This is a genomic window from Rhizobium sp. 22-785-1 (assembly GCF_053521965.1).
This window is the reverse complement of the sequence record NZ_JBNWDI010000006.1, coordinates 82,658-107,798: the sequence shown is the minus strand read 5'-3', so window position 1 is coordinate 107,798 and position 25,141 is coordinate 82,658. Positions and strand designations below refer to the sequence as shown.

The 25,141-nt window shown below is 59.2% G+C and carries 24 protein-coding genes; 18 read left to right on the top strand and 6 right to left on the bottom strand.

Annotated features, from left to right (window positions below):
• Window positions 1-316: 316 nt before the first annotated feature.
• Window positions 317-1,300, bottom strand: coding sequence for a YiiG family protein (locus tag ACQZ5M_RS13780; protein WP_449080024.1), 984 nt, complete (start codon window positions 1,298-1,300; stop codon window positions 317-319).
• Between the two features lie 465 nt (window positions 1,301-1,765).
• Here ACQZ5M_RS13780 and ACQZ5M_RS13775 point away from each other — a divergent pair, with 465 nt between their 5' ends.
• Entirely contained in the window at window positions 1,766-3,022 is a 1,257-nt protein-coding gene (locus ACQZ5M_RS13775; RefSeq protein ID WP_449080023.1) for an arsenic transporter, read from the top strand.
• 374 nt (window positions 3,023-3,396) lie between these two features.
• On the opposite strand, the gene pcaQ is transcribed toward ACQZ5M_RS13775, so the two are convergent.
• Window positions 3,397-4,329 (bottom strand): pca operon transcription factor PcaQ, encoded by a 933-nt coding sequence (pcaQ, locus tag ACQZ5M_RS13770; protein WP_449080022.1) that lies wholly within the window; start codon window positions 4,327-4,329, stop codon window positions 3,397-3,399.
• An 85-nt stretch (window positions 4,330-4,414) separates the two neighbouring features.
• Between pcaQ and pcaDC the strand changes: the two genes are divergently transcribed.
• From pcaDC to aroQ, 10 genes are all read left to right on the top strand, one after another.
• Window positions 4,415-5,626 carry a bifunctional 3-oxoadipate enol-lactonase/4-carboxymuconolactone decarboxylase PcaDC gene (pcaDC, locus tag ACQZ5M_RS13765; RefSeq protein WP_449080021.1) on the top strand — a complete coding sequence of 404 codons (1,212 nt, stop codon included), beginning with the start codon at window positions 4,415-4,417 and terminating at the stop codon, window positions 5,624-5,626.
• A gap of 47 nt (window positions 5,627-5,673) precedes the next feature.
• Window positions 5,674-6,363, top strand: coding sequence for a protocatechuate 3,4-dioxygenase subunit beta (gene pcaH / locus ACQZ5M_RS13760; protein WP_296076533.1), 690 nt, complete (start codon window positions 5,674-5,676; stop codon window positions 6,361-6,363).
• Window position 6,364: 1 nt separating this feature from the next.
• Window positions 6,365-6,985, top strand: coding sequence for a protocatechuate 3,4-dioxygenase subunit alpha (pcaG, locus tag ACQZ5M_RS13755; protein WP_449080020.1), 621 nt, complete (start codon window positions 6,365-6,367; stop codon window positions 6,983-6,985).
• A 5-nt stretch (window positions 6,986-6,990) separates the two neighbouring features.
• The gene (locus tag ACQZ5M_RS13750) at window positions 6,991-8,079 is read left to right on the top strand and encodes a 3-carboxy-cis,cis-muconate cycloisomerase (protein WP_449080019.1); all 1,089 of its coding nucleotides are present in this window, start codon (window positions 6,991-6,993) and stop codon (window positions 8,077-8,079) included.
• A gap of 317 nt (window positions 8,080-8,396) precedes the next feature.
• Window positions 8,397-9,065, top strand: coding sequence for an amino acid ABC transporter permease (locus ACQZ5M_RS13745; RefSeq protein ID WP_062424470.1), 669 nt, complete (start codon window positions 8,397-8,399; stop codon window positions 9,063-9,065).
• A gap of 10 nt (window positions 9,066-9,075) precedes the next feature.
• Complete coding sequence (locus ACQZ5M_RS13740) at window positions 9,076-9,726, top strand: amino acid ABC transporter permease (RefSeq protein WP_449080018.1); 651 nt, start codon at window positions 9,076-9,078, stop codon at window positions 9,724-9,726.
• A gap of 91 nt (window positions 9,727-9,817) precedes the next feature.
• Window positions 9,818-10,657 carry a transporter substrate-binding domain-containing protein gene (locus ACQZ5M_RS13735; protein WP_296101383.1) on the top strand — a complete coding sequence of 280 codons (840 nt, stop codon included), beginning with the start codon at window positions 9,818-9,820 and terminating at the stop codon, window positions 10,655-10,657.
• 11 nt (window positions 10,658-10,668) lie between these two features.
• Window positions 10,669-11,427, top strand: a complete 759-nt coding sequence (locus tag ACQZ5M_RS13730; RefSeq protein ID WP_449080017.1) for an amino acid ABC transporter ATP-binding protein — start codon at window positions 10,669-10,671, stop codon at window positions 11,425-11,427.
• 56 nt (window positions 11,428-11,483) lie between these two features.
• Complete coding sequence (locus ACQZ5M_RS13725) at window positions 11,484-12,353, top strand: shikimate dehydrogenase (RefSeq protein ID WP_449080016.1); 870 nt, start codon at window positions 11,484-11,486, stop codon at window positions 12,351-12,353.
• On the top strand, window positions 12,350-12,787 hold the full coding sequence (gene aroQ, locus ACQZ5M_RS13720) for a type II 3-dehydroquinate dehydratase (protein ID WP_449080015.1): 438 nt from the start codon (window positions 12,350-12,352) through the stop codon (window positions 12,785-12,787). Before ACQZ5M_RS13725 ends, aroQ begins: the two co-directional genes overlap by 4 nt.
• On the opposite strand, the gene ACQZ5M_RS13715 is transcribed toward aroQ, so the two are convergent.
• Window positions 12,765-13,460 (bottom strand): TetR family transcriptional regulator, encoded by a 696-nt coding sequence (locus tag ACQZ5M_RS13715; protein ID WP_449080014.1) that lies wholly within the window; start codon window positions 13,458-13,460, stop codon window positions 12,765-12,767. The two genes, aroQ and ACQZ5M_RS13715, sit on opposite strands and share 23 nt — an antisense overlap.
• 118 nt (window positions 13,461-13,578) lie before the next feature.
• Here ACQZ5M_RS13715 and ACQZ5M_RS13710 point away from each other — a divergent pair, with 118 nt between their 5' ends.
• Window positions 13,579-15,480 carry a bifunctional sugar phosphate isomerase/epimerase/4-hydroxyphenylpyruvate dioxygenase family protein gene (locus ACQZ5M_RS13710; protein ID WP_449080143.1) on the top strand — a complete coding sequence of 634 codons (1,902 nt, stop codon included), beginning with the start codon at window positions 13,579-13,581 and terminating at the stop codon, window positions 15,478-15,480.
• A 244-nt stretch (window positions 15,481-15,724) separates the two neighbouring features.
• Here the strand turns inward: ACQZ5M_RS13710 and mhpT are convergent, their stop codons facing one another.
• Window positions 15,725-16,957 carry a 3-(3-hydroxy-phenyl)propionate transporter MhpT gene (gene mhpT, locus ACQZ5M_RS13705; RefSeq protein WP_449080013.1) on the bottom strand — a complete coding sequence of 411 codons (1,233 nt, stop codon included), beginning with the start codon at window positions 16,955-16,957 and terminating at the stop codon, window positions 15,725-15,727.
• 193 nt (window positions 16,958-17,150) lie between these two features.
• Entirely contained in the window at window positions 17,151-17,603 is a 453-nt protein-coding gene (locus tag ACQZ5M_RS13700) for a MarR family winged helix-turn-helix transcriptional regulator (protein ID WP_449080012.1), read from the bottom strand.
• Window positions 17,604-17,737: 134 nt separating this feature from the next.
• On the opposite strand from ACQZ5M_RS13700, the gene ACQZ5M_RS13695 reads away from it, so the two are divergent.
• From ACQZ5M_RS13695 to pobA, 4 genes are all read left to right on the top strand, one after another.
• Window positions 17,738-19,150, top strand: coding sequence for an aldehyde dehydrogenase (locus tag ACQZ5M_RS13695; protein WP_449080011.1), 1,413 nt, complete (start codon window positions 17,738-17,740; stop codon window positions 19,148-19,150).
• Window positions 19,151-19,202: 52 nt separating this feature from the next.
• Window positions 19,203-20,042, top strand: a complete 840-nt coding sequence (locus ACQZ5M_RS13690; protein WP_449080010.1) for a p-hydroxycinnamoyl CoA hydratase/lyase — start codon at window positions 19,203-19,205, stop codon at window positions 20,040-20,042.
• 31 nt (window positions 20,043-20,073) lie between these two features.
• Complete coding sequence (locus tag ACQZ5M_RS13685) at window positions 20,074-21,570, top strand: AMP-binding protein (protein ID WP_449080009.1); 1,497 nt, start codon at window positions 20,074-20,076, stop codon at window positions 21,568-21,570.
• A gap of 61 nt (window positions 21,571-21,631) precedes the next feature.
• On the top strand, window positions 21,632-22,840 hold the full coding sequence (pobA, locus tag ACQZ5M_RS13680) for a 4-hydroxybenzoate 3-monooxygenase (protein ID WP_296101390.1): 1,209 nt from the start codon (window positions 21,632-21,634) through the stop codon (window positions 22,838-22,840).
• Here the strand turns inward: pobA and ACQZ5M_RS13675 are convergent.
• On the bottom strand, window positions 22,820-23,581 hold the full coding sequence (locus ACQZ5M_RS13675; protein ID WP_449080008.1) for an IclR family transcriptional regulator domain-containing protein: 762 nt from the start codon (window positions 23,579-23,581) through the stop codon (window positions 22,820-22,822). The genes pobA and ACQZ5M_RS13675 overlap by 21 nt on opposite strands.
• Before the next feature lie 130 nt (window positions 23,582-23,711).
• On the opposite strand from ACQZ5M_RS13675, the gene ACQZ5M_RS13670 reads away from it, so the two are divergent.
• Together ACQZ5M_RS13670 and ACQZ5M_RS13665 are read left to right on the top strand one after the other, a co-directional pair.
• Complete coding sequence (locus ACQZ5M_RS13670) at window positions 23,712-24,434, top strand: 3-oxoacid CoA-transferase subunit A (RefSeq protein ID WP_449080007.1); 723 nt, start codon at window positions 23,712-23,714, stop codon at window positions 24,432-24,434.
• Entirely contained in the window at window positions 24,431-25,132 is a 702-nt protein-coding gene (locus ACQZ5M_RS13665; protein WP_296078572.1) for a 3-oxoacid CoA-transferase subunit B, read from the top strand. Before ACQZ5M_RS13670 ends, ACQZ5M_RS13665 begins: the two co-directional genes overlap by 4 nt.
• The last annotated feature ends 9 nt before the right edge of the window (window positions 25,133-25,141 follow it).

Here is a 25,141-nt window from a genome sequence, read left to right as displayed (position 1 = left end):
CGCATCCTGCTGTCCGGCAAGATGTGAAAAGAAGCGATATCAGATTTGGTATTCCCGCTGGTGGCGATGATGCTCATGCGCAGAGCGCTATCGCTTAGCGAACGGATAGAACGGCTGAAGAACTCACCTTCACCCATGCCGGGACGGTGCAGCCTCCGTCCCGTACATTATGATTAGCGCCGAATGAAGAGGCTGTAACGCACTCATTGGTTTACAAGCACAATTACCAACCGAAGTGCATTATCACCGGCGCTTCCAGGCAAACCGATCTGGGGATCGCTGTTTACGAGCAGCGACTATTCGGATCGTCGCCACCTCAGCACTGGTTCATATTAAGGCGGCTGATCATATTGTTATAGTCCTGCAGCAGCGAGTTGGCATCCTCTTGCTCGCGCGATTGCATCATTTGGAACTGGGAGCGCTGCTGCTTGTCCTTTTCGTAGCTACCCTCTTCGGTCCTGTTGACGATCTGTCTGCCAGTGGAGAGATAAGCATTGGCTTTGGACATGATCGCCGAGCAGCCCTCGTTGTTTTGCTCTCGGATTTTATCGTCATAGCCTGTCGCCATTGCGTTGAACTGATCGAGAGACGTCTTGAACGCGTCGCGCTCGTCGCCCAGGCCGGATCCGCTCAGGAAGCCGGACGCGAAGTTCATGCTCTCTTTAATCCTGTAGACCATGCCGATCCGGAAATAGGCCAGAGTGTCTTTTTCCGCGTTATCGAACGCAGACTTGATACGTGCGCGATCTTTGGCTTCGATCGCGTTATCGTAGTTTTCCTGGGCCATCGCCAGGGCTTCCATGGCGGAAATGTAGGCTGGTTGTATCTCGCGCCCGTGCGCAGACTTGTCGCCAAGATAGGCCTTCGACTCGATGTAGTTTGCCATATCGCGGTCAATAGGAATCGCGTTTTTTAACGCGTCGCTATAGGCCTTCGCCGGTCCGTCGATGTCAGCCATGTCGGGCTTCATCGTTCGTGCCTTATCTAGATTGTCTTTGATCTGGCTCATTGTAGAGGAGGAAGGGAAGAGAAGATCGTCCTCCTTCTTCTTGCCGTCGAAGACTGGCTTAACAACGCTCTGATAGGTCGCCAGATCTTCTGCGTAAGGGCGGCGAACCGCGTTTGCGACCTCCACATATGCGTTATATTTTTGAATTTCTTCCTGGTCGCTTGCTGTTCGCACCCCCTGCGAATGGTCCGATTGGCTTGATGTGCTGTCATCGCAAGCTGAGAGAAGGATTAGGGCCGCTGCAAGGGACAGAGAGCGGATCAGGGATTTGCAAGCTCGATTTAATGTCATTTCAGTCCTCATTTCCATTCCGAGAAGATCTTCAGTTTCACTTCAGTGCGCAGAGCATCTGCCGTGTGACTTCAGATCCACTCAGGTCAAAGCGCCTGCCGGGTATCGTGATGTGAAGGTGCAAAGACGGATCGCTTTCTGGACCGATCGATTTTTTTAGGCAAGCCTAATGAACGCTTATGGGTGCCAGATATCCGCTAATGGATTGTTTTGGCGTTATTTACGCCGCAGGAACGATTGCGAAAGTGATTCCTAGGGCATGCTGTTCCAATGCGTGAGCGACGCGAAATTGCGACCGAAACAATAACGCCTTGTGCAAGGGAGCTAAATCGAAGGGAAGATGGATTGACGACTGGTGGAACCTGTTGCTGATGACGAAGATGTGATGTATCCGGTTCGGCCGAACGAGCCGGATTTCCGCGCTGCCAGGCCATTGCGCCTCTTACGACAACAAGGATGAGCCATATGACCCAGAATGCGATCGTATGGGGTATTGCGGGGCTGACAGCAGCTGGCGTGATTACTAGGCCGTTCCGCTGGCCGGAGGCTATCTGGGCCGTAGTTGGCGCGGTTCTCCTCGTCGTCTTCCAACTGATCGGACCTGCCGATGCGCTAGCAGGTGTCACCAAGGGGACTGATGTCTACCTGTTCCTGATCGGCATGATGCTCTTGTCAGAGCTTGCCCGTCGCGAAGGCCTTTTTGATTGGGTTGCCGCCATAGCGACATCCTACGCCAAGGGTTCGCCGAAGCGCCTCTTTGTACTCGTTTATCTGGTAGGCCTTGTCGTCACGGTCTTTCTTTCGAACGATGCGACGGCTGTCGTCCTGACGCCTGCCGTCTATGCGGCATGCCGAGCAAGCCGGGTTCGCGATCCGATGCCCTACCTCTTGATCTGCGCCTTTATCGCGAATGCCGCGAGCTTTGTGTTGCCGATCTCCAATCCGGCTAATCTCGTGATCTTTGCTGGCGGTGAAATGCCACCTCTGTCGCGTTGGCTGGCGACGTTCCTGCTACCGTCAGTGGTTTCCATTGTCGTTACATTTATGTGCCTCTACTGGACGCAGCGGCGTGCTTTGTCGGAGGAAAGTCTTGCTGCTGCTGCAGAGCGACCGGTCCTCAGTCGAAGCGCAAGTCTCGCAGGATGGGGGATCGTGATCACCGCCATTGTCCTTATCGTTGCGTCTGCGCTCCATGCTGACCTCGGCGTCCCCACCTTCATTGCCGGAACGATCACGACTGCTCTCGTTCTGTTGCTGACACGCCAAAGCCCGATCGAGACGATAAAAGGTATCAGCTGGAGTGTCCTGCCATTGGTGGCAGGTTTGTTCGTCATCGTCGAAGCGCTTGACCGGACGGGTGTTACGACCACTCTCGCCAATCAGTTGGTGTCTCTGTCCTCTGTTTCAGAAGGCTACGCAATTGGGGTGGCCGGGACATTCGTTGCCGTCATCTGTAATCTCGTCAACAATCTGCCTGCCGGATTGCTCGCAGGTAGCGTGGTTCAGGCGGCACATGTATCGGACAAGGTCGCTGGCGCTGTCCTGATCGGCGTTGATCTGGGTCCCAATCTGTCCGTCACAGGCTCTCTTGCGACAATCTTGTGGTTGTCGGCACTGCGGCGCGAAGGCCTTGATATTAGCAGCTGGAGATTTCTCAAGCTCGGCGCGGTTGTCATGTTTCCAGCGCTAGTCTTGTCGCTAGCGTCGCTGGTTCTGGTTTGATGGCCGTGAGTTCTCTTCCTTTGCTCGAGATGGTCACCATCTGGGAACCGCTCGTCACGCCCCTTGGCAGTTTGCGATCGGCGTATTCGAAAGTTAAATGATCGAGCGGCGAGCCCAACCGTGCAGCAAGAAGTCGGACTTGCACAGTTGCTGTTCACGTCTCTATGTCGTGGACAGCTGTTGAAACTGTAACGTGGGCATGAGCACGAGGTAGGAAAGCCAGTCTTAGAGCTTTGCCGCGTGCCAATATCTGCTCAGCTCACAAATGGTCGAAGCCTCTGGACTTTGACGGTCGCTCCTGACCCGAACAACTGCCCATCCAATAACCACCCGAATTGAGCCGTTCGCTCCCGCGGAGGTGATGGCGGTTGAGATCACGCCACACGCCCAATCGTGGCGGCTTCACGTATCGCCTTGATCATCAGGGCGAGTGAGGTGGAAATTGCCGTATCCGTCCGCATTGTTAGCCCTACGGGCCCGCTCGTGTCGGAGGTGTCGAATGGCAAAACGGCAAGAGTGCCTGCTGCGACATCGCTGAACACCACCCCTTCCGAGATGATCCAGACAGCATCGCTCATGCGGACATAGGCACGCCCAAACGAGTCGGAGACGGTTTCGATCTGCGTTTGCGGCATTGCTATGCCCTGTGCGATCAGGAACTGCTCGACTATCGGTCTGATCACCGAATTGCGGGTGGGCATCAACATGGGATAGGTTGAAAGTTCGGTGAAGATATTGGCATTGCGCGATAGCAGTCGATGCCCGGGACGAACGACGAAAACCACCCGTTCCGAATAAAGATGCTCGAAGCTGAGACCGGTCATTTTTTCCGGAGCGGCAAGTCGTCCTACGACGAGGTCCAGATCGCTCTGGCGCAGTTGCTCCAGTAGGATCGCGTTTTCTCCGGTTACAATTTTGACGGGGGCCGGGGTTGCGTCTGCAAGAAAGTGCGTCATCGCCTCGGGCATGATGCGTGCCGATACCGTCGGCAAGGCGCCGATGCGGACAGGCGGGTCTGCCTGCGCCGCTTCCCGCGACACGGCATCGACCGCCTGGCGAAGGGCGGTCATCGTGGTAGCCGCATGGCGCAGGAAGATCTCGCCGAGACGCGTTGGGCGAATACCGCGACCTTCGCGTTCGAAGAGAGCGACACCCAGCACGTCCTCGAGTTCTCTCACCGTTTTGGTGACTGCTGGCTGGCTGATATGAAGCACATCGGCTGCCCTCACGACGCTCTTTTGCCGCGCCACCTCGATAAAGGCCTGCAGATGACGGAGTTTGATACGTGGATCGATAAGAGAAACCATAACCACCAAGTTATGTAAGGTGCGAAAAATCTCATTTTACTTAACCTGAGCTATCTTGCAATCTCCTGCCTAAGAGGAGTGTGAGATGAATTTCCTTAATGTTGACGACACAGCAATCCACTACCGGACCGTGGGTATGGTGCCGGGAAAGCCGGTCATTGCCTTCGTCAATTCGCTCGGTACCGATTTCCGGATCTGGGATGCCGTCATGCACGAACTGGGCGACACGTATGCTTATGTGCTGCATGACAAACGTGGCCACGGGCTTTCTGGGGCTGGCGTTACGCCCTACACGATCGAGACTCATGCGCACGATCTCCTCGCTCTTCTCGATCATTTGAAGATTGAAAAAGTTATCGTCTGGGGACTTTCGGTGGGCGGGCTTATCGCGCAGTCGCTGGCAATAACGCGGCCTGAGCGCATCACCGCTTTGATCCTGTCTAACACTGCCCACAAGATCGGCACTGCCGAGATGTGGAATGCGCGTATCGATGCCATCAAAGCTGATGGGTTAGCGAGACTCGTCGATCCGGTGATGGAGCGCTGGTTTACCCCGGCCTTCCGGCGGACCGACAATCCGCTTTACGCTGGCGCCCGAACGATGCTGGCCCGCCAGTCGGCGGAGGGCTATAGCGGCACCTGTGCGGCGATCCGCGATGCCGATTACACCGAGGCCGTGACGCACATTGCCGCGCCGACCCTCTGCGTTGCCGGCGATCAGGATGGCTCGACGTCGCCTGATCTGGTTCGGACGATGGCCGATAGTATTCCCGGCAGCCGGTTCGTCGAGATCGCCGATTGCGGGCACATCCCCTGCTTGGAGCAGCCGGCAGCCTATGCGGCTGCAGTTGCCGCCTTCTTGAAGAACCTTTCCCTCGCCACTGCCGGAGCCTCGGCCGTCGATCGTTACAGCCAGGGCATGGTGACCCGTCGTGCGGTGCTGGGCGATGCGCATGTGGATCGGGCGAGCGCCTTGGCTACAACCTTCGACCAACCTTTCCAGAGATTGATCACAGAAAGTGCCTGGGGCACGGTCTGGTCGAGCGATCGGTGGACAAAGAGGGATCGCTCCAACGTGACCATCGCGCTTCTTGCCGCACTTGGGCAATACGAGGAGATGGCGATGCATGTGCGGGCGACCGCCAATACCGGTGCGAGCGAAGACGACATTCGCGAGGCGCTGATGCATGTGGCGATCTATGCTGGTGTGCCCGCTGCCAATCATGGTTTCAAGATCGCCAAGCAGGTGCTGGCCGATCGAAACGCATCCTCCGCGCAAAAGGAGCAGACGACGTGAGCAAACACCCTCCGGAAACCGGCCCCTTCTTTGCCCGTGATCGGGAGATGCAGCCGCAGGCCTATACGCCCTGGTACAAGACCTCGATTTTGCGCTCGCCGCAGCGTGCGCTGATATCGCTCGAGGGCACCAAGAGTGAAATCACCGGCCCGGTCTTTGGCCATGGGTTGCTGAACCCGCTCGATAACGATTTGATCCTGAACTACGCCAAGCCCGGCGAAATGCCCATCGGACCGCGCATCCTCGTGCATGGCAGGGTGCTGGACCAGCGGGGAGCCGGCGTTGCCGGCGCGCTTCTGGAATTCTGGCAGGCCAATGCCGGTGGGCGTTATCGCCACAAGAAGGAGAGCTATCTCGCCGCCGTCGATCCGAATTTCGGCGGTGTCGGTCGCACCATCACCGACGAGAATGGCTATTACTGGTTCAAGACCATTCAGCCCGGTCCCTACCCGTGGCCGAACGGTGTGAATGACTGGCGTCCGGCCCATATTCATTTCTCCGTCTTCGGTCATGGTTTTCAGCAGCGGTTGATTACCCAGATGTATTTCGAGGGCGATCCGCTCATCTGGCGTTGTCCGATCGTCAAGACGATCCCGGATGGGGATGCCATTCGCCGGTTGATCGCGCCACTCGATATGAATGCGACCATTCCCATGGATATGCGCGCCTACAAGTTCGACATCGTGTTGCGTGGGCGCCGCTCGACCTTCTTCGAGAACCGCCCGGAGGGGAACTGACATGGTGCAGCCGCTCGACTATCTGAAAGAAAGCGCCTCCCAGACGGCGGGTCCCTACGTCCATATCGGTTGCACACCGAATTTCGTTGGCATCAACGGCGTCTTCGAGCGCGATCTCGGCTCGGGCAAACTCTATGACGATCAGGCCGCCGGCACCCGCATCACCATTCGCGGCACCGTCTTCGACGGCGGCGGCTATGCACTGAAGGATGCGTTGGTCGAGATCTGGCAGGCCGATGCTCAAGGGCTCTATAACAGCCCGAGCGAGACGGCTGGCGCTGCCGACTCGCATTTTACCGGTTGGGGCCGCTCGCCTGGCGATATGGATACCGGTGAGTTCCTGCTCGAAACGATCAAGCCCGGCCGCGTTCCATTCAAGGATGGTCGTTTCATGGCGCCACACATCACCTTCTGGATTGTCGCGCGCGGCATCAATATCGGTCTGCATACTAGAATGTATTTCCCCGAGGAGGGTGCAGCAAACGCAGCCGATCCGGTGCTCGCACGAATCGAGCACAAGGACCGCATTCCAACGCTGATCGCGAAGGCGGATGGTGAGAATGCGTATCGCTTCGACATTCGCCTGCAAGGCGATGGCGAAACCGTTTTCTTCGATATCTGACCGCCATGAGCCTCTCGCCCTTCGATCATCCTTTCCTCTCCGGCCTCTTCGGCGATGCCGAGATCGCTGCGCTGTTTTCCGCAGAGGCCGATATTGCCGCGATGATCCGCTTCGAGAGGGCGCTGGCACTGGCCGAGGCAGATTGCGGCGTGCTCGCCGTCGATGTTGCCCAAACGATCGACGCCGCGCTCGGCACCTTCGCGCCGGATATGGCCGGGCTTGCTGAGGGCACTGCGCGTGATGGCGTGGTCGTTCCTGCGCTCATTCGCCAGATGCGCGGGGCGGTCGGTGGGGCGGCTGCGGAGAAAGTACATTTCGGCGCGACCAGCCAGGACGTTATCGATACCAGCCTGATGGTGAGACTGAAGGCGGCGAACGACATCATCAAGGCTCGGTTGGGCGAGGTGATTGGCGATCTCGACGCACTTTTGAAGCGCGACGGTGACAAGCCGCTGATGGCGCATACGCGGATGCAGGCCGCAATCGAGATAAAGGCCGCCGATCGGATCGGTTCCTGGCGATCCCCACTCGAACGCACGCAGTCCCGGCTCGCCCATTTTGCCGCCGTTGGATTTTCCGTGCAGTTCGGCGGCGCGGTGGGAACGCTCGAACGCTTTGGGAACGATGGGCCGGCCTTGCGGGCTGCACTTTCCGCCCGTCTCGGCCTTCACGATCGTGGGCAATGGCACAGCCAGCGGGACACTATCGCCGAATTCGCGGGACTCCTGTCACTTGTCACCGGCAGCCTCGGCAAGATCGGGCAGGACATCGCCCTGCTCGCCCAAGCGGGCACCGAGATAAGCCTTGCTGGTGGGGGATGGTCTTCGGCCATGCCGCACAAGCAGAATCCGGTTGCAGCGGAACTGCTGATCACGCTAGCGCGCTTCAACGCGACGCAAGTTTCGGCGCTTCATCAGTCGCTGGTGCATGAGCAGGAGCGGTCGGGTGCCGCCTGGATGCTGGAATGGATGACGCTGCCGCCCATGGTGTTGGCGAGCGCCTCCGCGCTACAGACTGCGCGCCGACTGCTAGGCGACATCAGACGCATCGGGCGAGAGCCTGGAGAGAACAAAGGCATCACAGCCGAGGAATAGCCTGCGAGTGAGGGTGTTCGAGCGTGATCCCTGCTTGCTGCTTCATGGTTCATGGTGCATTGAAATCATTGAATAAATAGAAACAAAATCGCTCCGAAAATCAGTCGTGAAAGCTGCATTTTCATTCTCCTTGAGCGTTGACTTTAAAATGAACTAACTGGTACAAACATTCATATGTTGGATCTGGAGAGGCTTGGGAGAGCTCTTCTTGAAACACTATCCGGCAGGAACAAGGGAGCGTTCAAAGCCCAAGTGCGGAGAACGGGAGACGACCGAACGGCGGGCTAATGCCTTAACCGGAAGGTTGCGGAGGAACCATGTCATACAGTCTCGATTTCTCGGCGGTCATCGATCGCCTTCCCGAGCTGCTCGTCGCGTGTCTTGCCACCATAGGCCTGGCGCTTGCCGGCATGTCGCTGGCGACCGTCATCGGGATTCTGGGCGTCGTAGCACGTCGGTCGCGCTTCAAGCCGTTGCGCGGCTTTGTCATCGGCTTCGTAGAGTTGATCCGCAATACGCCCTTTCTGGTCCAGATATTTTTTATCTTCTTCGCGCTGCCGCAGCTTGGTCTGCGTCTTAATCCGACAGTGACTGCTATCGTCGCGCTGGCGCTTAATGGTGGCGCCTATGCGATCGAAATCATTCGCGGGGGTGTGGATGCCGTCCCAAAGGGGCAGGTGGAAGCAGGGCTCGCGCTTGGCCTCGGTCGCGCGCAGATCTTCCGCCACATCATTCTGAAGCCTGCGTTGCGGGCGGTCTATCCCTCGCTTACCAGCCAGTTCATTATGCTGACGCTGACGACCTCCGTTTGTACGTCCATTGCAGCTTACGAGCTGACCTCCGTGGCGCAGAAGATCGAGGCCGATACCTTCCGCTCCTTCGAGGTCTATTTCTCCATCACGCTGCTCTACCTCGTGATTTCCTCGCTGATGATGGGCGTCTTTGGTCTCATCTCGCGCATCTCTTTCAGCTACCCGGTCAAGTGAGGAGACGATCATGGCAAGCATAGGCCCCAACGAACTGTTCTTCCTCATGCAAGGCCTGAAGTGGACCATCGCATTGACCTTGATCGGCTTTGCTGGTGGTGGTGTCTTTGGGCTTCTCGTGGCCTTGGCCCGCACCGCCGAAGCCTCGTCGATGCGTCGGGCAACCGCTGGTTATATCGCTGTCTTTCAGGGGACGCCGCTCCTGATGCAGCTCTTCGTGGTCTATTACGGCGTGGCTCTGCTTGGCTTCAATATCGATGCCTGGATTGCAGTCGCCATTGCTTTCACACTGCATGCAAGCGCGTTTCTCGGTGAAATCTGGCGCGGTGGCATACAGGCCGTTCCCAAGGGCCAAACGGAAGCAGCCCGCGCGCTTGGCCTGCATTACAGGTCTATCATGAAGGACGTGGTCCTGCCGCAGGCGTTGCGCATTTCGCTGCCGGCCACCATCGGTTTCCTGGTGCAGCTCATCAAGGGCACGTCGCTTGCTGCCATCGTCGGCTTTGTCGAATTGTCGCGCGCCGGCCAGATCGTCTCCAACCAGACATTCCGCCCGCTCACCGTCTTCGCCATCGTTGGCCTCATCTATTTCCTGATCTGCTGGCCGCTCTCTCTTTGGGGTGCTGGCGTCGAGAAACGCCTTCAGACCGCCGCTCGATAGAGCGTCGTGAAAGACCCGTCGATTTTCCGGTCGATGGTGGAGGAGATCTACTTTCGTGACCATGCATTCATCAGTTTACAAGGAGGAGAATATGATGAAATCCAGCATGACTTTCGGTCGCCGCAGCGTACTTGCGCTCATGGCCGCCGCTGCCGCTCTGCCCTTCATGGCTCCGGTCGATGCCGCGGCTGGCACGCTTGAGGAGGCCAAAGCCAAGGGCAAGGTTGTTATTGGCATTCAGGGCGACAACTCGCCTTGGGGCTTCGTCAATTCTAGCGGGGTCCAGGATGGCCTAGACGCGGATATTGGCAAAGCCTTCGCCAAAAGCCTCGGTCTTGAAGCCGAGTTCGTACCGCTCGCCGTTGCCAACCGTATTCCGGCGCTCATGACCGGTAAGGTCGACGTGTTGTTCGCAACGATGGGCATGACGCCGGAGCGCGCCAAGACGATCCAGTATTCGCAGCCCTATGCCGGCAACGTTCTGTCGGTCTATGGGCCCAAGGACAAGAAGATTGCCGGTTTTGACGATCTGAAGGGACTGAATGTCGGGGTACCGAAGTCGAGTGCCATGGACACCGCCATCACGGCGGGCGCAGGCGACAAGGCAAGCATTCTGCGCTTCGACGACGATGCCGCCAATATTCAGGCGATCGTCTCCGGTCAGGTCGAGGCCGTAGGCGGCAACCAGTTTTATGGTGATCGTCTGAACGCTGCAGCACCGGGCAAATACGAATCCAAGTTCGACCTGACGACCCTTTACAACGGCGCGGGCACCCGTCCCGGCGAGAAGGACTGGAACCAGGCCATCAACACTTTCCTCGAAAAGATCAAGACCGATGGCGAGTTGCAGGCGATCTATACCAAGTGGATGAAGCGCGAGGTTCCGAAGTTCCCGGAATCCATGCCTGACGTCCCCTTCACCGTGAAGTAAGGGAGGTTTCCATGCCGCAATCCGCCGTCCAGGCTCCGCTGATTGCCCTTGAGGGCGTCGGAAAGTGGTATGGAGCCTACCATGCCCTAAGGGATATCAATCTGACGGTTCGCAAAGGCGAGAAGATCGTCCTTTGCGGCCCGTCCGGCTCCGGGAAATCGACACTGATCCGCTGCATCAACCATCTGGAGGAAATCCAGGAGGGAAAGATCACCGTCGAAGGCACCACGCTGACCGATTCTGCCCGTGCCATCGATGCCGTGCGTCGGGAGGTCGGTATGGTGTTTCAAAGCTTCAACCTCTTCCCGCACAAGACCATCATGGAAAACTGCACGCTTGCGCCCATGCGGGTGAAGGGGCTCTCCAAAGGGCATGCTGAAGAAACCGCACGCAAATATCTTGCTCGCGTGCGCATTCTCGATCAGGCCGACAAGTATCCCGCCCAGCTCTCCGGCGGCCAGCAGCAGCGTGCGGCAATCGCGCGCGCACTCTGCATGGAGCCGAAGGCGATGCTCTTCGACGAGCCAACCTCGGCGCTCGACCCGGAAATGGTCAAGGAAGTGCTGGATACGATGATCGGCCTTGCCCGCGACGGGATGACGATGATCTGCGTGACCCATGAAATGGGCTTTGCCCGCCAGGTGGCCGATCGCGTGGTCTTTATGGCGTCGGGCGAGATCATCGAGGAGGGGCCGCCGGAGGACTTCTTCCGCGATCCAAAACATCAGCGCACGCGCATCTTCCTCGGTGAAATCTTAGCGCATCACTGAAGCAAGCGGCGGGATGGCCCGCCGCGCCTTTCACGCCGCATAAACGGTCCAGATCCATGACAGAACGAACCGCCTATCAGGTCGGCCTTATCGGCGCCGATATCCAGCTTTCGAAATCGCCGGCGCTCCATATGCGCGAGGGCCGTGCGCACGGCCTCGACTATACTTACGAACTCGTGGACATCAATGTTCGCGATGTGACAGAGACCGCGCTGCCCGACCTTCTGGCGGAACTGGAAGCCCGCGGCTTTGCCGGGACCAACATCACGCATCCCTTCAAACAGGCGGTGATTGCCCATCTGGACGAGCTTTCCGAGGATGCCCGCATGCTGGGCGCCGTCAACACCGTCGTCTTCAAAGATGGCAAGCGCATCGGTCACAATACCGACTGGTACGGTTTTTATGAAAGCTTCCAGCGCGGTCTGCCGAATGCCCGGCGCGACCGGGCGCTGCTGATCGGTGCAGGTGGCGCCGGCGTCGCGGTCGCCCATGCCGCATTGAAACTCGGCATCGGCAGGCTGGATATCTTCGACCAGGACGTCGACCGTTCGGCGCGGCTTGCGCACGACCTCAACACCCGCTTTGGCGAGGGCCGGGCGATGCCAGCTAAAACGCCAGCAGCTGTGCTCGGCAATGCCGATGGCCTTATTCACGCGACACCTGTTGGCATGCCGGCCCATCCCGGCATTCCGGTCGATCCCGTTCTGATTATGTCGCGCCACTGGGTTGCGGATATCGTCTATATGCCGCTCATCACCAGGCTGATCGAGACCGCTGCAGGGAAGGGCTGTCAGACACTGCCGGGCGGTGGCATGGCGATTTTCCAGGCTGTCGGTGCATTCCGGCTGTTCTGCGGGCGTGAGCCGGATGCGGAGCGGATGAGCGCCCATTTTGCCGAAATGTTTAAAGCGGAGGCGGCTGCATGAGCCTGTTTTTCGTTCTTAACGGACCGAACCTCAACCTGCTCGGACAGCGTCAGCCGGAAATTTACGGCCGCGAGACGCTTGCCGATGTCGATGCGGCGTGTCGCGCCGTAGCGACGGCCTCAGGTCATGAACTTTTCTTCGCGCAGAGCAATCGGGAATACGAGCTAATCGACTGGATTCACGAGGCGCGCGGCAATGCCGCTGGCATCGTTATCAACCCCGGCGCTTTCAGTCACACGTCGATTGCCATCCTCGATGCGCTGAACGCCTATGAGGCGCTCGTGATCGAGGTCCATATTTCCAACATTCACAAGCGGGAAGTCTTCCGCCACCATTCCTATGTGTCGACACGAGCCGACGGCGTCATCGCGGGTCTCGGTATCGAAGGCTACAGCGCGGCGCTTCGCCATCTCATCGCTCGTCAGACCCGATAGCGTCGATATGTTCGGGCCGGACCACATAGCGCAAAACCATTTCAGCCACGTGGCGCGCCAGCGTTTGCTGCGCTTGCGGTGTGAAAAGGTCTTCGCCGAAGATGGAGGAGAAGGTCGGAGCGTTGGAGACGTTGAAGAAGGACAGCGCACTGATCTGCCAGTGGAGCTCCAGTGCCTCTATCCCTTCACGGAAAACACCGCTCTCCTGACCGCGCTTCAGCACCGCCTCCAGCGCGGCAATCGCGGGACGGTTGAGGCTTCGGATGGTCTTCGACATCTGCACATGCCTGCCGTGATGGATGTTTTCGATCATGACCATGCGGATGAAGGCCGGATTGCGGCGGTGATGCTCGAAGGTGTAGCGACAGAGTGCGTCGAGCGCGGCCATCGGGTCGAGATGATCCAGTGCCAGATTGCTCTCGCCGCCGCGCACCTTGCTGTAGGCCTCTTCCAGAACGTGCTGGTACAGGCCTTCCTTGTCGCCAAAATAATAATAGATCATGCGTTTGGACGTTTTCGTCCGTGCTGCGATCTCGTCTATCCGCGCCCCGGAAAGACCGTTCTGGGAAAACTCTTCCATCGCGACCGCCAGTATGTCGCGCCGCACGCCCTCCGGATCGCGCTTTGCCGGACGCGCCTTCTTGCCCTCAGTGGTCGTCGCGGTGCTCGTCATGTTTCCCCCGGATGCTTTGCATCCGCGTTTTTCCACGTTCCATATTAACCAACTCGTACATAAACACGAAAGGTAAGGCAATATGGCCCAGTACCAGACAGACAAGCAAAGCGTAATGATGCGCACGTCGATGGCGACGGTGTCGATCAGCGGCGAGTTTCCTGAAAAGCTGGCAGCGATTGCCCGTGCTGGCTTTGACGGCGTCGAGATCTTCGAGAATGACTTTCTGACCTATGATGCCTCGCCACGCGAGGTGGCAAAGATCGTGCGCGACTACGGTCTGAACATCACGCTTTTCCAGCCGTTTCGAGATTTCGAAGGCATGCCGGAGCCTCACCGCAGCCGCGCCTTCGAGCGGGCGGAGCGTAAGTTCGAGATCATGCAAGAGCTTGGCACTGATCTTATGCTGATTTGCTCGAATGTATCGCCGATCTCGCTTGGCGGGATAGACCGGGCAGCAGCTGATTTCCACGAACTCGGGGAGATGGCCGCTCGGCATGGCGTGCGTGTCGGTTATGAAGCACTTGCCTGGGGACGCCACATCAACGACCATCGCGACGCATGGGAAATCGTGCGGCGCTCTGATCACCCGAATGTCGGCATAATCCTGGACAGTTTCCATACCTTGTCCCGCAAGATCGATCCCAATTCGATCCGCTCCATTCCCGGCGACAAGATCTTCATCGTGCAGCTTGCCGATGCGCCACTCTTCGACATGGATCTGCTCTACTGGAGCCGCCATTTCCGCAATATGCCAGGAGAGGGCGATCTGCCAGTCGTCGATTTCATGCGCGCTGTGGTAGCCACTGCCTATACCGGCCCGCTCTCCCTTGAAATCTTCAACGATCAGTTCCGTGGCGGATCAGCCAGGGCTTTGGCAGAGGACGGACATCGCTCGCTCGTCAATCTGATGGACCGCGTCCGGCGCTACGAGCCCGATATCCGTCTTTCCATGCCGGAGATGCCGGACCGTGTCGAGGCGAAAGGGGTGGAGTTCGTCGAGTTCACCTCGGCACCCGACGAACAACAGACCCTCATCGATCTTCTGCAAACGCTTGGCTTTAGACGCACCGCCCGGCACCGCAACCGCGCCGTCGATCTCTATACCCAGGGCGATATCCGTATCCTGATTAATACGGATGAGAGTGGCGATAGCTTTGCCGGCGCTTCCTATGCCGTACACGGCACCAATGCCTATGCATTTGGCCTCAAGGTCGATAATGCCGAGCAAGCGCTCGCCCGCGCGCGCGCACTCGGTGCGCCCGTCTTTTCCGAGCCCCGGCAGCCCGGCGAAGTCGCGGTGCCCGGCATTCAGGGCGTCGGCAATGGTGTCATCTACTTCCTCGACGATAATGCGACGCTTGGCAGTATCTGGGAGAGCGAATTCGAGGCTTTGGTCGACGAGGGCGGGTCGCCCACAGCCCATCTCACCCGTATCGACCATCTTGCCCAGACAACCCATTACGACGAGATGCTGACCTGGCTTTTATTCTACACGTCGATCTTCTCCACCCGGCGCACGCCGATGGTCGACGTGGTTGATCCGGGCGGGCTAGTGCGAAGCCAGGCCATCGAAAGCGAGCCGCAACCGCTTTTCCGCCTCACCATGAACGGCGCTGAAAATCGCAAGACCTTTGCCGGCAAATTCTTGGCAGAAGGCTTCGGCACCAGCATCCAGCACATAGCATTTGCGAGCGACGACATCTTTGCGACTGCCGAGGCGCTAAAGACCACCGGCTTTCAGGCGTTGCCGATCTCGCGAAACTATTATGATGACCTCGAGGCGCGCTTCGGTCTTGAACCGGATTTCTCCGATGCGCTGCGTGCCGCCAGTATCCTTTACGACCGCGACGAACACGGCGAATATTTCCAGATCTACAGCCGCACTTTCGGTGAAGGGTTCTTCTTCGAAATCATCGAGCGACGCGGCGCCTATAATGGATATGGCGCCATGAACGCGCCCTTCCGCATTGCCGCCCAGCGTCGCCTACTGCGACCGGAGGGCCTACCGAAGCTATAGTCGCTCTTTGTTGCAACACGCAGACACCGCGCTGCCAGCGGTGACTCGGTGTATCGCACCGGAGTTGGTAGAGAACGGCACCGCAGCTTGGAACAGCGCTTGGACATTGCAGTGCTATCGAGGATGCTGTGCGGCAAATGCCAATGAGGAGCACGTCTCTCGCGAGATCACACTCCTCATCGAGGCAAGATATTTATTGATTGCCAAGGACGCCCACCTCTACGCGGCAAGGTCTGCGATCCGCTCAAGCCTGGCCCAGTCGTCTCGACATTTCCTCCCGTGTCTTCCCGCTACGGTGCAGGATGAGGATCACGGTGGTGGTGCCGCAGATGGCCGCGATGGGCAGCAGCGTGTAGAGAAGTTGCTGCGGACCCATGCCGCTTGCCAGGAGCCAGCCAGCGACGAGAGGTCCGACGATTGAACCAAGCCGACCGACAGAAACGGCAAGGCCGACGCCGGTGCCGCGCACCTCGCTTGGATAGCATTGTGGGGCAATACCATAGAGTAGCGCCTGTACGCCGATGACCGTCGCGCCGACAAAAGTGCCAGCCGCCAGCGCTGCCGCAACATTGCCTGCGGGCAAGATGGCAAGAGAGGTGATTGCCAGCATCAGCCCGATAAAGCAGAGCGCTGCGGAAAAGGCAGGCCTGTTGCCGTCCAGCAGTCGCCCGCCAAGGATGGCGCCAGCTGCACCGCCGATATTGAAAACGATCTGCACGGTCGACGCAGTTTCACGCGCAAAGCCCAGTGACACGAGAATCTGCGGCAGCCAGTTGAGAAGCAGATAGACGACGATGAGGCCGAAGAAGAAGGCGGCCCAGAGCAGCAGCGTCTGTGGCAGTGCGCCTGGCGCCATCAGCACGTCGCGACGACGCGCAGGTACCTTGGCATCGCGTGTCACGCGGAACGGTCCCATCATGAGTTGGAGCGGCAGGACCAAAAGCAACGGCAAGATGCCGCCCACCAGGAATATCGAGCCCCAGTCGTCATGCAGGCCAAGCAGGGCGATCAGGCTGGCGAGTGCGCCACCAAGCGGTACGCCTGCATACATGATCGCGACTGCCCTGCCGCGCCGCTCGGGCGCAACGGATTCAGCGGCAATGGCGATGAGATTAGGCAGCGCGCCGCCAAGGCCGACGCCGGTCAGAAACCGCATCGCAACCAAATGCTCGAACGTATCGGAGAAAGCCGTGCCGATCGAAAACAGGCCGAAGACGACCAGCGACAGGGCAAGGCCGTTGCGCCGTCCAAAGCGATCGGCGATCACGCCCCCGCACAGCGCGCCGAGCACCAATCCGAAGGTTGCCGATGAGAGGAAAACGCCCAGCTGTGACGGTGAAAGCCCAAAGGCGGAAACAAGTTTCGGCACGGCAACACCCGCGGCCTGAAGGTCGAAGCCTTCGATAATCGCGGCGAGAAACACAAGCACGAGCGCGCGCGTTCCCGTCCCCGCATGAACATGCGTGGCATTCGTCATGATATTCTCCTCCCAAAGGCCGCCTCAGCGGCAATCATGCTTTCATTCGGCCTGCGTCTGACGCTGCCTCAGCGATATCTCCCGCAGTCCTCCCAAGCCCGTCCTCTGCGAGTAAGGGCTCGTTCCCTTTAAAGCCGCCGCTCTAAGGCGATGGCTAAAACTGTAACCGTGCTTTCCGCCCGTTCGGATGGCGTCACGCGCCCTTCCAGATGCGCGACAATAATTGGCGCAGCACTTCGCGTTCTCTTGGCGTCAGCGCACTGAATGTACGTTCCTCCTGCGCCATGACACGCGCGCGCCATTCGGCCACGACCTCAGCACCCGTTTCACTCAAGTGCAGATGCTGAATGCGCTGGTCCTCATCATCCGCGAGACGTTCAATCCATCCCTGGGTGTCGAAATGCGCAAGGATTGGTGCGAGATTGGCCCGCTGCAGCCGCGCCTGCCGACCGATCTCAGCGGCGGTGGTACCTGGGGTCTCATCGATCAGGCACAGCACCGTGAAAGGAATGGGCTTGATCTCGTCGCCCAGCGCCTCGGCAAAACCCGCCAGATCGAGGATCGAGGCCCGACGCAGATGGTAACCGAGAAGGTCGTCCATAACAGGCGCTCTCACCGCTTCAATGTCCCGTACCTTCGCCTTCACGCTTCGCCCTTTTTAAAATTCGTAAAAATTGCCTCTTGTCAGTTTCATATCGCTATGGGATATAGCAGTCAATCGCTATTTCACATAGCAATGTTTAAGGTCGGGAGCCTTGAACGCTCCAGGGAGGAGACACCATGACATCGACATCGAACCTGTTTCGACGCATGAATCCGATCAGCGGCGAGATAGCCAGCGAAGCGCCGGCGCAAACGCCTGATGAGGCAAGAGCTGCAGTCGATGCGGCCGCGCGCGCCATGCCAGCCTGGGCCGCGCAGGGGCCGAATGCGCGCCGCGCTGCGCTTTTGAAAGCTGCCGATGCCGTGAGTGCAAAGGGCGACGCCTTTGTGGCGGCGATGATGGCTGAGATCGGTGCGACCGAGGCCTGGGCGCGCTTCAACGTCATGCTTGCCGCATCGATGCTGCGCGAGGCCGCCTCCCTCACCACTCAAGTTGCCGGCGAAGTTATACCCTCCGACAAGCCGGGCTGCCTTGCCATGGCTATCCGTGAACCGGCAGGCGTCGTGCTCGGCATCGCGCCTTGGAATGCGCCGGTCATCCTTGGTGTGCGTGCGCTGGCTACTCCGCTCGCTTGCGGCAATGCCGTGGTGTTCAAGGCAAGTGAACTGTGCCCGAAAACCCATGGCCTGATCGTCGAGGCCCTGGCGGAGGCCGGATTGCCGGACGGGCTTGTTCAGCTTGTTACCAATGCGCCGCAGGATGCCGCGGAGGTGGTTGGAGCGCTTATCGATCATCCGGCTATCCGACGTGTGAATTTCACCGGCTCTACCGCCGTCGGACGCATTGTTGCGATGCGAGCGGCACAAAATCTCAAGCCCTGTGTTCTGGAACTCGGCGGCAAGGCGCCTCTTGTGGTGCTGGACGATGCGGATCTCGACGAGACCGTGAAAGCAGCAGCCTTTGGATCTTTCTTCAATCAGGGCCAGATCTGCATGTCGACGGAACGGATTATCGTCGTCGATGCGGTGGCTGACGCCTTCCTTGAAAAATTTGCCGCCAAGGTGCGGACGCTCACCGCTGGCGATCCGCGCTGGGGTGCGGCACCGCTGGGCGCGGTTGTGGATATCAAAACCACCCAGAAGCTGAAGGGGCTGATCGACGACGCCGTTGCCAAGGGCGCAAAGGTGATTGCGGCGGGCGAGTCGGACGGCGTACTCGTTCCCGCCCATATCGTTGCGGATGTGACAGCGCAAATGCGCCTCTATTCCGAGGAGAGCTTCGGGCCTGTCGTCGCGGTCATCCGGGCGAAGGACGAGGCGGACGCCATCCGCATTGCCAATGACAGCGAATACGGTCTGTCGGCTGCCGTCTTTACCGGAGATGCGGCGCGCGGCCTGAAGGTCGCCCGGCAGATCCGCTCCGGTATCTGCCATGTCAACGGCCCGACAGTGCATGATGAAGCGCAGATGCCCTTCGGCGGCGTTGGGGCTTCGGGCTACGGACGCTTTGGCGGCAAGGCAGGCATTGCGGAATTTACCGAGCTTCGCTGGATCACGGTCGAGACCGAAGCCGGACGCTTCCCGATCTGATTTCACGTCGAGCCTTTCTCGCCTCTAAATCATTCAAAAGGAAACCAATCTTATGACCGACAATAGCAGCAAGACGGACGTCGTCGCCGTCGAGATAGGGGACGGCATTGCCTGGGTCCGTTTCAACCGCCCGGAAAAGCGCAATGCGATGAGCCCCGAGCTGAACCGCCGGATGATGGAGGTGCTGGACGAGCTGGAATTCCGCGAGGATGTCGGCGTTCTTGTTCTCAGCGGCGAAGGCACAGCCTGGACGGCTGGCATGGATCTCAAGGAATATTTCCGCGAAACCGAGGCCAAGGGTCTCGCTGGCGTGCGCCAGAGCCAGCGCGAGAGCTATGGCTGGTGGCGTCGTCTACGCTGGTACCAGAAGCCGACCATTGCCATGGTCAATGGCTGGTGCTTCGGTGGCGGTTACGGTCCGCTCTTCGCCTGCGATCTGGCCTTTGCGGCGGATGAGGCCAAGTTTGGCCTTTCCGAGATCAACTGGGGCATTTTGCCGGGCGGTGGCGCAACCAAGGTAGCGGTAGAGCTGATGCCCTTCCGCCAGGCCATGTATCACGCCATGCTGGGTGAGCCTATCGACGGTCAGAAGGCCGCTTCCTGGGGCCTCGTCAACGAAAGCCTGCCGCTTGCCTCTCTGAAGGACCGGGTGAAAGAGGTTGCCAAGGTGTTGCTGGCCAAGAACCCGGTCGCGCTTAAGGCCACCAAGGATGCGGTGCGCCGCGTCGGCGTCATGACCTATGACGACGCTGAGGATTATCTCGTGCGCGCCCAGGAGGCCGCCAACTCCTACGATAATGAAGGTCGCAAGGAAGGCATCCGCCAGTTTATCGACGAGAAGACCTACAAGCCGGGCCTCGGCTCTTACGACAAGAGCAAAACCCACAGCTGATAGCGGTTTTACTGGGAGGAGGACCAACATCATGCACAACTGGCTAGCCCCCGATCCGGTGGGCCTGCATGCGCAGGCGCGCCCGGACAAACTCGCCCTAGTCGATCTGGCGTCAGGACGGCGCTGGACCTACAGGGGCCTGGACCGGGCGATCGAGCAGGCAAGGACAGCACTCGAAGCACTTGGCCTTAAGACAGGCGACAGAGTGGCGACAATTGCCCGCAATTCCGCCGACCTTGTGATCGCGCAGCAGGCCTGTCTGCGATCTGGCCTTATCTTCACGCCGCTGAACTGGCGGCTTGCCGCTCCCGAAATCAATGCGATCCTCGCCGACTGCACCCCAACGCTCATCCTCGTTGATAGATCGTCCGCCGCTTTTACGGTGCCAGACGACGCAAGACTGCTTGGTATCGCCGCCTTTACCGCACGTTATGAAACCGCGGCGCCAGGCGAGCGGGGCTCTTCGCGTGATGCCGACCAGCCTTGCGTCCTGCTCTACACCTCCGGGACGTCCGGAGTGCCGAAGGGCGTCATTCTGACGCCTCAGACACTGTTCTTCACTGGCGTCAATTTCGGCGTGCTGGGGCATGTGTCGTCGGAGTCGGTCTTTCTTGCAGAATCGCCCTTCTTCCATGTCATTGGCCTTGTGACCTCGGTCTGGCCACCACTGGTTCAGGGCGGCACGGTGCTCGTTTCATCCGGCTTCGATCCGGTTGTGACCAATGCCCGGCTTGCAGACCGCGCTCTCGGCATCACCCATTATTTCTGCGTTCCGCAGATGGCCACCGCATTGAAGGACGCTGATGGCTTCCAGCCGGAGAATTGGTCGCTTGCCGCACTTTTCACCGGCGGCGCTCCGAACCCGCCTGCCAATATCCGCTGGTGGCTCGAGCGCGGCGTTGCCATGGTGGACGGCTATGGCATGACCGAGGCCGGAACGATCCTTGGCATGCCGCTCGATCCGGCGCTGATCTCTGCTCATGCCGGCGCCGTCGGTCAAGCGGGGCCTGCCACTGCGATTCGGATAATCGATGGCGATGACCGGGACGTGCCGGATGGAACCGCTGGCGAGATTATCGTCAAAGGTCCGCACGTCACGCCCGGCTACTGGAACAAACCGGAAGAGCACGAGACCGCGTTCACCCCGGATGGCTGGCTACGCACCGGCGACATTGGACTTCGTGACTCCGATGGTTTCGTAACCATCGTCGATCGCCGCAAGGACATGTTCATTTCGGGCGGTGAGAACGTCTATCCGGTCGAGATCGAGAGCGTTCTTGCCGAACATCCAGCAGTCTTTCAGGCAGCGGTCGTGGGCGTGCCGGACCCGCGCTGGGGCGAGACGGGCCATGCCTTCGTCATCCTGTCGCCGGGACACGAAGAAGCCGAGGGCGAGCTTCGTGCCCATTGCGAGGCGCGGCTTGCCCGCTTCAAGGTGCCAAAGCACTTCCGGATCGTCACGGAACTTCCCCGGACCAGCACGGGTAAAATCCGCAAGAATAAGCTCCGGGAGAGCCTTTTCGCCTGAGCGTCCCATAAATCCGCATCGAGCAGCGCCGCCAAATGGCGCAGCCAGTTAGGAGACAACCATGCGCACACAAGTCGCTATCGTCGGAGCCGGCCCCGCCGGACTTATCCTTGCCCACCTCCTCCACGCCTCCGGTGTCGAGACAGTGGTGATTGAGCGGCAGACCCGCGCCTATGTCGAGGGGCGGGTGCGAGCGGGGGTTCTGGAACAAGGGACGGTAGACTGCCTGTCCCGCCTCGGGCTTGATCAGCGCTTGCGCGAGGAAGGACTGCGCCATTCCGGCACGCATCTATCCGCCGATGGCGATGATTTCCGTATCGATCTCGAACAAGCCTCGGGCGGTGCCTGCGTCACGGTTTATGGCCAGCAGGAGGTAACGCGCGACCTTTTCGAGGCTGCGGAGGCGCGGGGCCTGAACATCCTCTTCCAAGCAAGCGATGTCGCTCTCCACGACATAGACACCGAGAAGCCTTTCGTGACCTGCAGCACGCCGTCCGGCGAGGTCCGGGTTGATTGCGATTTCGTGGTTGGCTGCGACGGGTTCCATGGCGTCAGTCGTCAAGCGATCCCCAGCCACGTGCTGCGCACATTCGAGCGGGTCTATTCTTTTGGCTGGCTCGGCATTCTCACCGAGCGCCCGCCTGTTAGCGAGGAACTTGTCTATGCCAGTCACGAGCGTGGCTTTGCGCTTGCCTCTATGCGCTCCATGACACGCAGCCGCTATTACATTCAATGCGACATGAGTGAGCGGCTGGAAGACTGGCCGGACGAGCGCATCTGGGATGAGTTGGCTGTGCGTCTCGGACCCAATCTCGGCGCAAGGCTTCAGCGCGGACCTTCCTTCGAAAAGAGCATCGCGCCGCTACGCAGCTTTGTCGCCGAACCAATGCGTTATGGCCGATTGTTCCTGGCGGGAGACGCTGCCCATATCGTGCCACCGACCGGGGCAAAGGGCCTCAATCTCGCAGTCTCTGACGTGACCATGCTGGGCGAGGCGCTGGCGGAGTTCTACAGCGAGCGCTCGGCTGCGGGCATCGATGCCTACTCGGCGCGGGCACTGGGGCGCGTCTGGAAGGCTGAGCGTTTTTCCTGGTGGTTCACCACCCTTACGCATCGTTTCCCCGAAACGGGGGCTTTCGAGCGACGGATGCAGGTGGCCGAACTCAGCTATCTGCGAAGCTCACCGCGGGCACAGGCGAGTTTTGCCGAAAACTACGTCGGTTTGCCTTTGGAAGGAACGAAGGCGCGCTTAGACGAGAAGCCCTTTTAACTCCATCTGCACCGCAGTGAGCGTAGGTAGATAGCGCTCGACCAACTCCTGCATGGACCCCGCGGAGGCGGCGACACCGACATTGAGGGCCGCGACCGTCTTACCTCGCACGTTCCTCAGCGGCACGGCCAGCGAACGCAGGCCGACCTCGACCTCCTGATCGATCATTGCATAACCACGGGCCGCGGTCTCTTCGATCTCCGCCAGAAGGGCATCGATATCAGTCAGTGTCATCGGTGTGCGGGCGGTGATCGCCGAGCGTTCCAGTAGGACGCGACGATCTTCTACTGTGAGAGAAGACAGAAGGACCCGACCCATGGAGGTGCAATAGGCGGGTAGCCGGGATCCGGGCATCAGCGCAATCGACATGACACGACGCTGGGCGGCACGTGCGACATAGACGATCTCGATGTCGTCAAGGATCGACACGGATGTGCTTTGTCCGATGTTTTCCGACATTTGATCGAGAAAGGGTTGCACGATGCGAGGCAGGGGCATTGTGGCAAGACAAGCTGTACCGAGGCGCAGCACTTTTGGTGTGACCGTGAAGAATTTTCCGTCATAGGCGGCGTAGCCAAGTTCGGCCAGCGTCAAAAGGCAGCGTCTTGCTGTCGCGCGATCAAGCTCGGCGATGTCTGCTGCTTCGGAAATCGACAATCTCGGTCGCTCGGCGCTGAAAGCTTCGATGATGCTCAGCCCCTTGGCGAGCCCGCCCATCATATCGCGTCCTTTCACAATCATATGTCACCCTTTCAGTGATGTGCGATAATCGAACAAATATCATATATCGCACAAACGGACTTGATGTCGAGCCGCGTTGGGATTTACCTGAGCCTCAGGCGGAAAAGACAAGGCTGCTGGAGGAAATGACATGGATAAGAGGATCGACAGCCTGGCGAATGCCGTGGCTGACATCGACGACGGCGCAACAATCATGATCGGGGGTTTTGGCGGCTCCGGCGCGCCGATCGAACTCATTCATGCCCTGATCGATCGCTTCAAGGCGACAGGCAAACCGTCGGGGCTCACGGTCATCAACAACAATGCCGGGAATGGTCGTATCGGTATCGCGGCGATGATCGATGCGGGCATGGTCAGCAAGATGATCTGCTCCTTCCCCCGCTCATCCGATCCCCGCGCCTTTACGGATCGCTATCTCACCGGCGAAATCGAGCTGGAACTGGTGCCACAGGGTACGCTTGCCGAGCGCATTCGCGCTGGCGGTGCAGGCATTCCGGCGTTCTATACGCCGACAGGTTTCGGTACCGAACTTGCCGACGGCAAGGTGATTGCCGAGTTCGATGGTCGCAGCTATGTGCAGGAGCGCTGGTTGAAGGCCGATATAGCCTTGGTCAAGGGGCATCTCGGCGACACGCATGGCAATCTCACCTACCGGCTGGCCGGGCGCAATTTCAACCCGCTGATGTGCATGGCGGCCAAAAAGACTGTCGCGCAGGTGTCGAAGATCGTGACACCCGGAGAGATCGATCCAGAGCAGGTGATCACACCGGGCATCTTCGTCGATGGGGTCGTGGAGGTGAATAATCCTCAGCAGGAAGAAGAACTGATCCGAGCAGGAGTGGCCTACGCATGAGCGACGCAACCAGCATCGACGTCCGCGACGATATCAAGCTTTCCAATGCGCAGATCGCCTGGCGCGCCGCGCAAGATATTGCCGATGGTGCCTATGTAAACCTTGGCATCGGCTTTCCGGAAATGGTCGCAAAGTTCCAGCCGAAGGGCCGCGAGGCGATTTTCCACACCGAGAATGGAGTCCTGAACTTCGGTGAAGCGCCGCCCGCTGGTGAGGAAGACTGGGACCTCATCAATGCCGGAAAGAAGGCGATCACCCTGAAACCCGGCGCGGCCTTCTTCCATCACGCCGACAGCTTCGCCATGGTGCGCGGCGGCCATTTGGATGTGGCGATTCTCGGGGCTTATCAGGTTGCGGAGAATGGCGATCTTGCCAATTGGCGTGTCGGCTCCAAGGGCGTGCCTGCCGTGGGCGGAGCGATGGACCTTGTCCATGGTGCAAAACAGGTGGTGGTCATCACCGAGCACGTCACCAAGGATGGCAAACCGAAGCTGGTCGAGCGCTGCACGTTTCCTCTCACCGGCGTCGGCTGCATCACCCGTATCTACACCAGCCATGCCGTTATCGACATTGTGAATGGCAAATTCGTTCTCCGGGAGAAGCTTGCCACCATGACCATGGAAGAGCTTCAGGCCATGACGGGCGCGAAGCTCCATATCGATGGTCAGGTCGCTGACCTTGTGGTCCCGGACCTGTAAGGAGTAAAG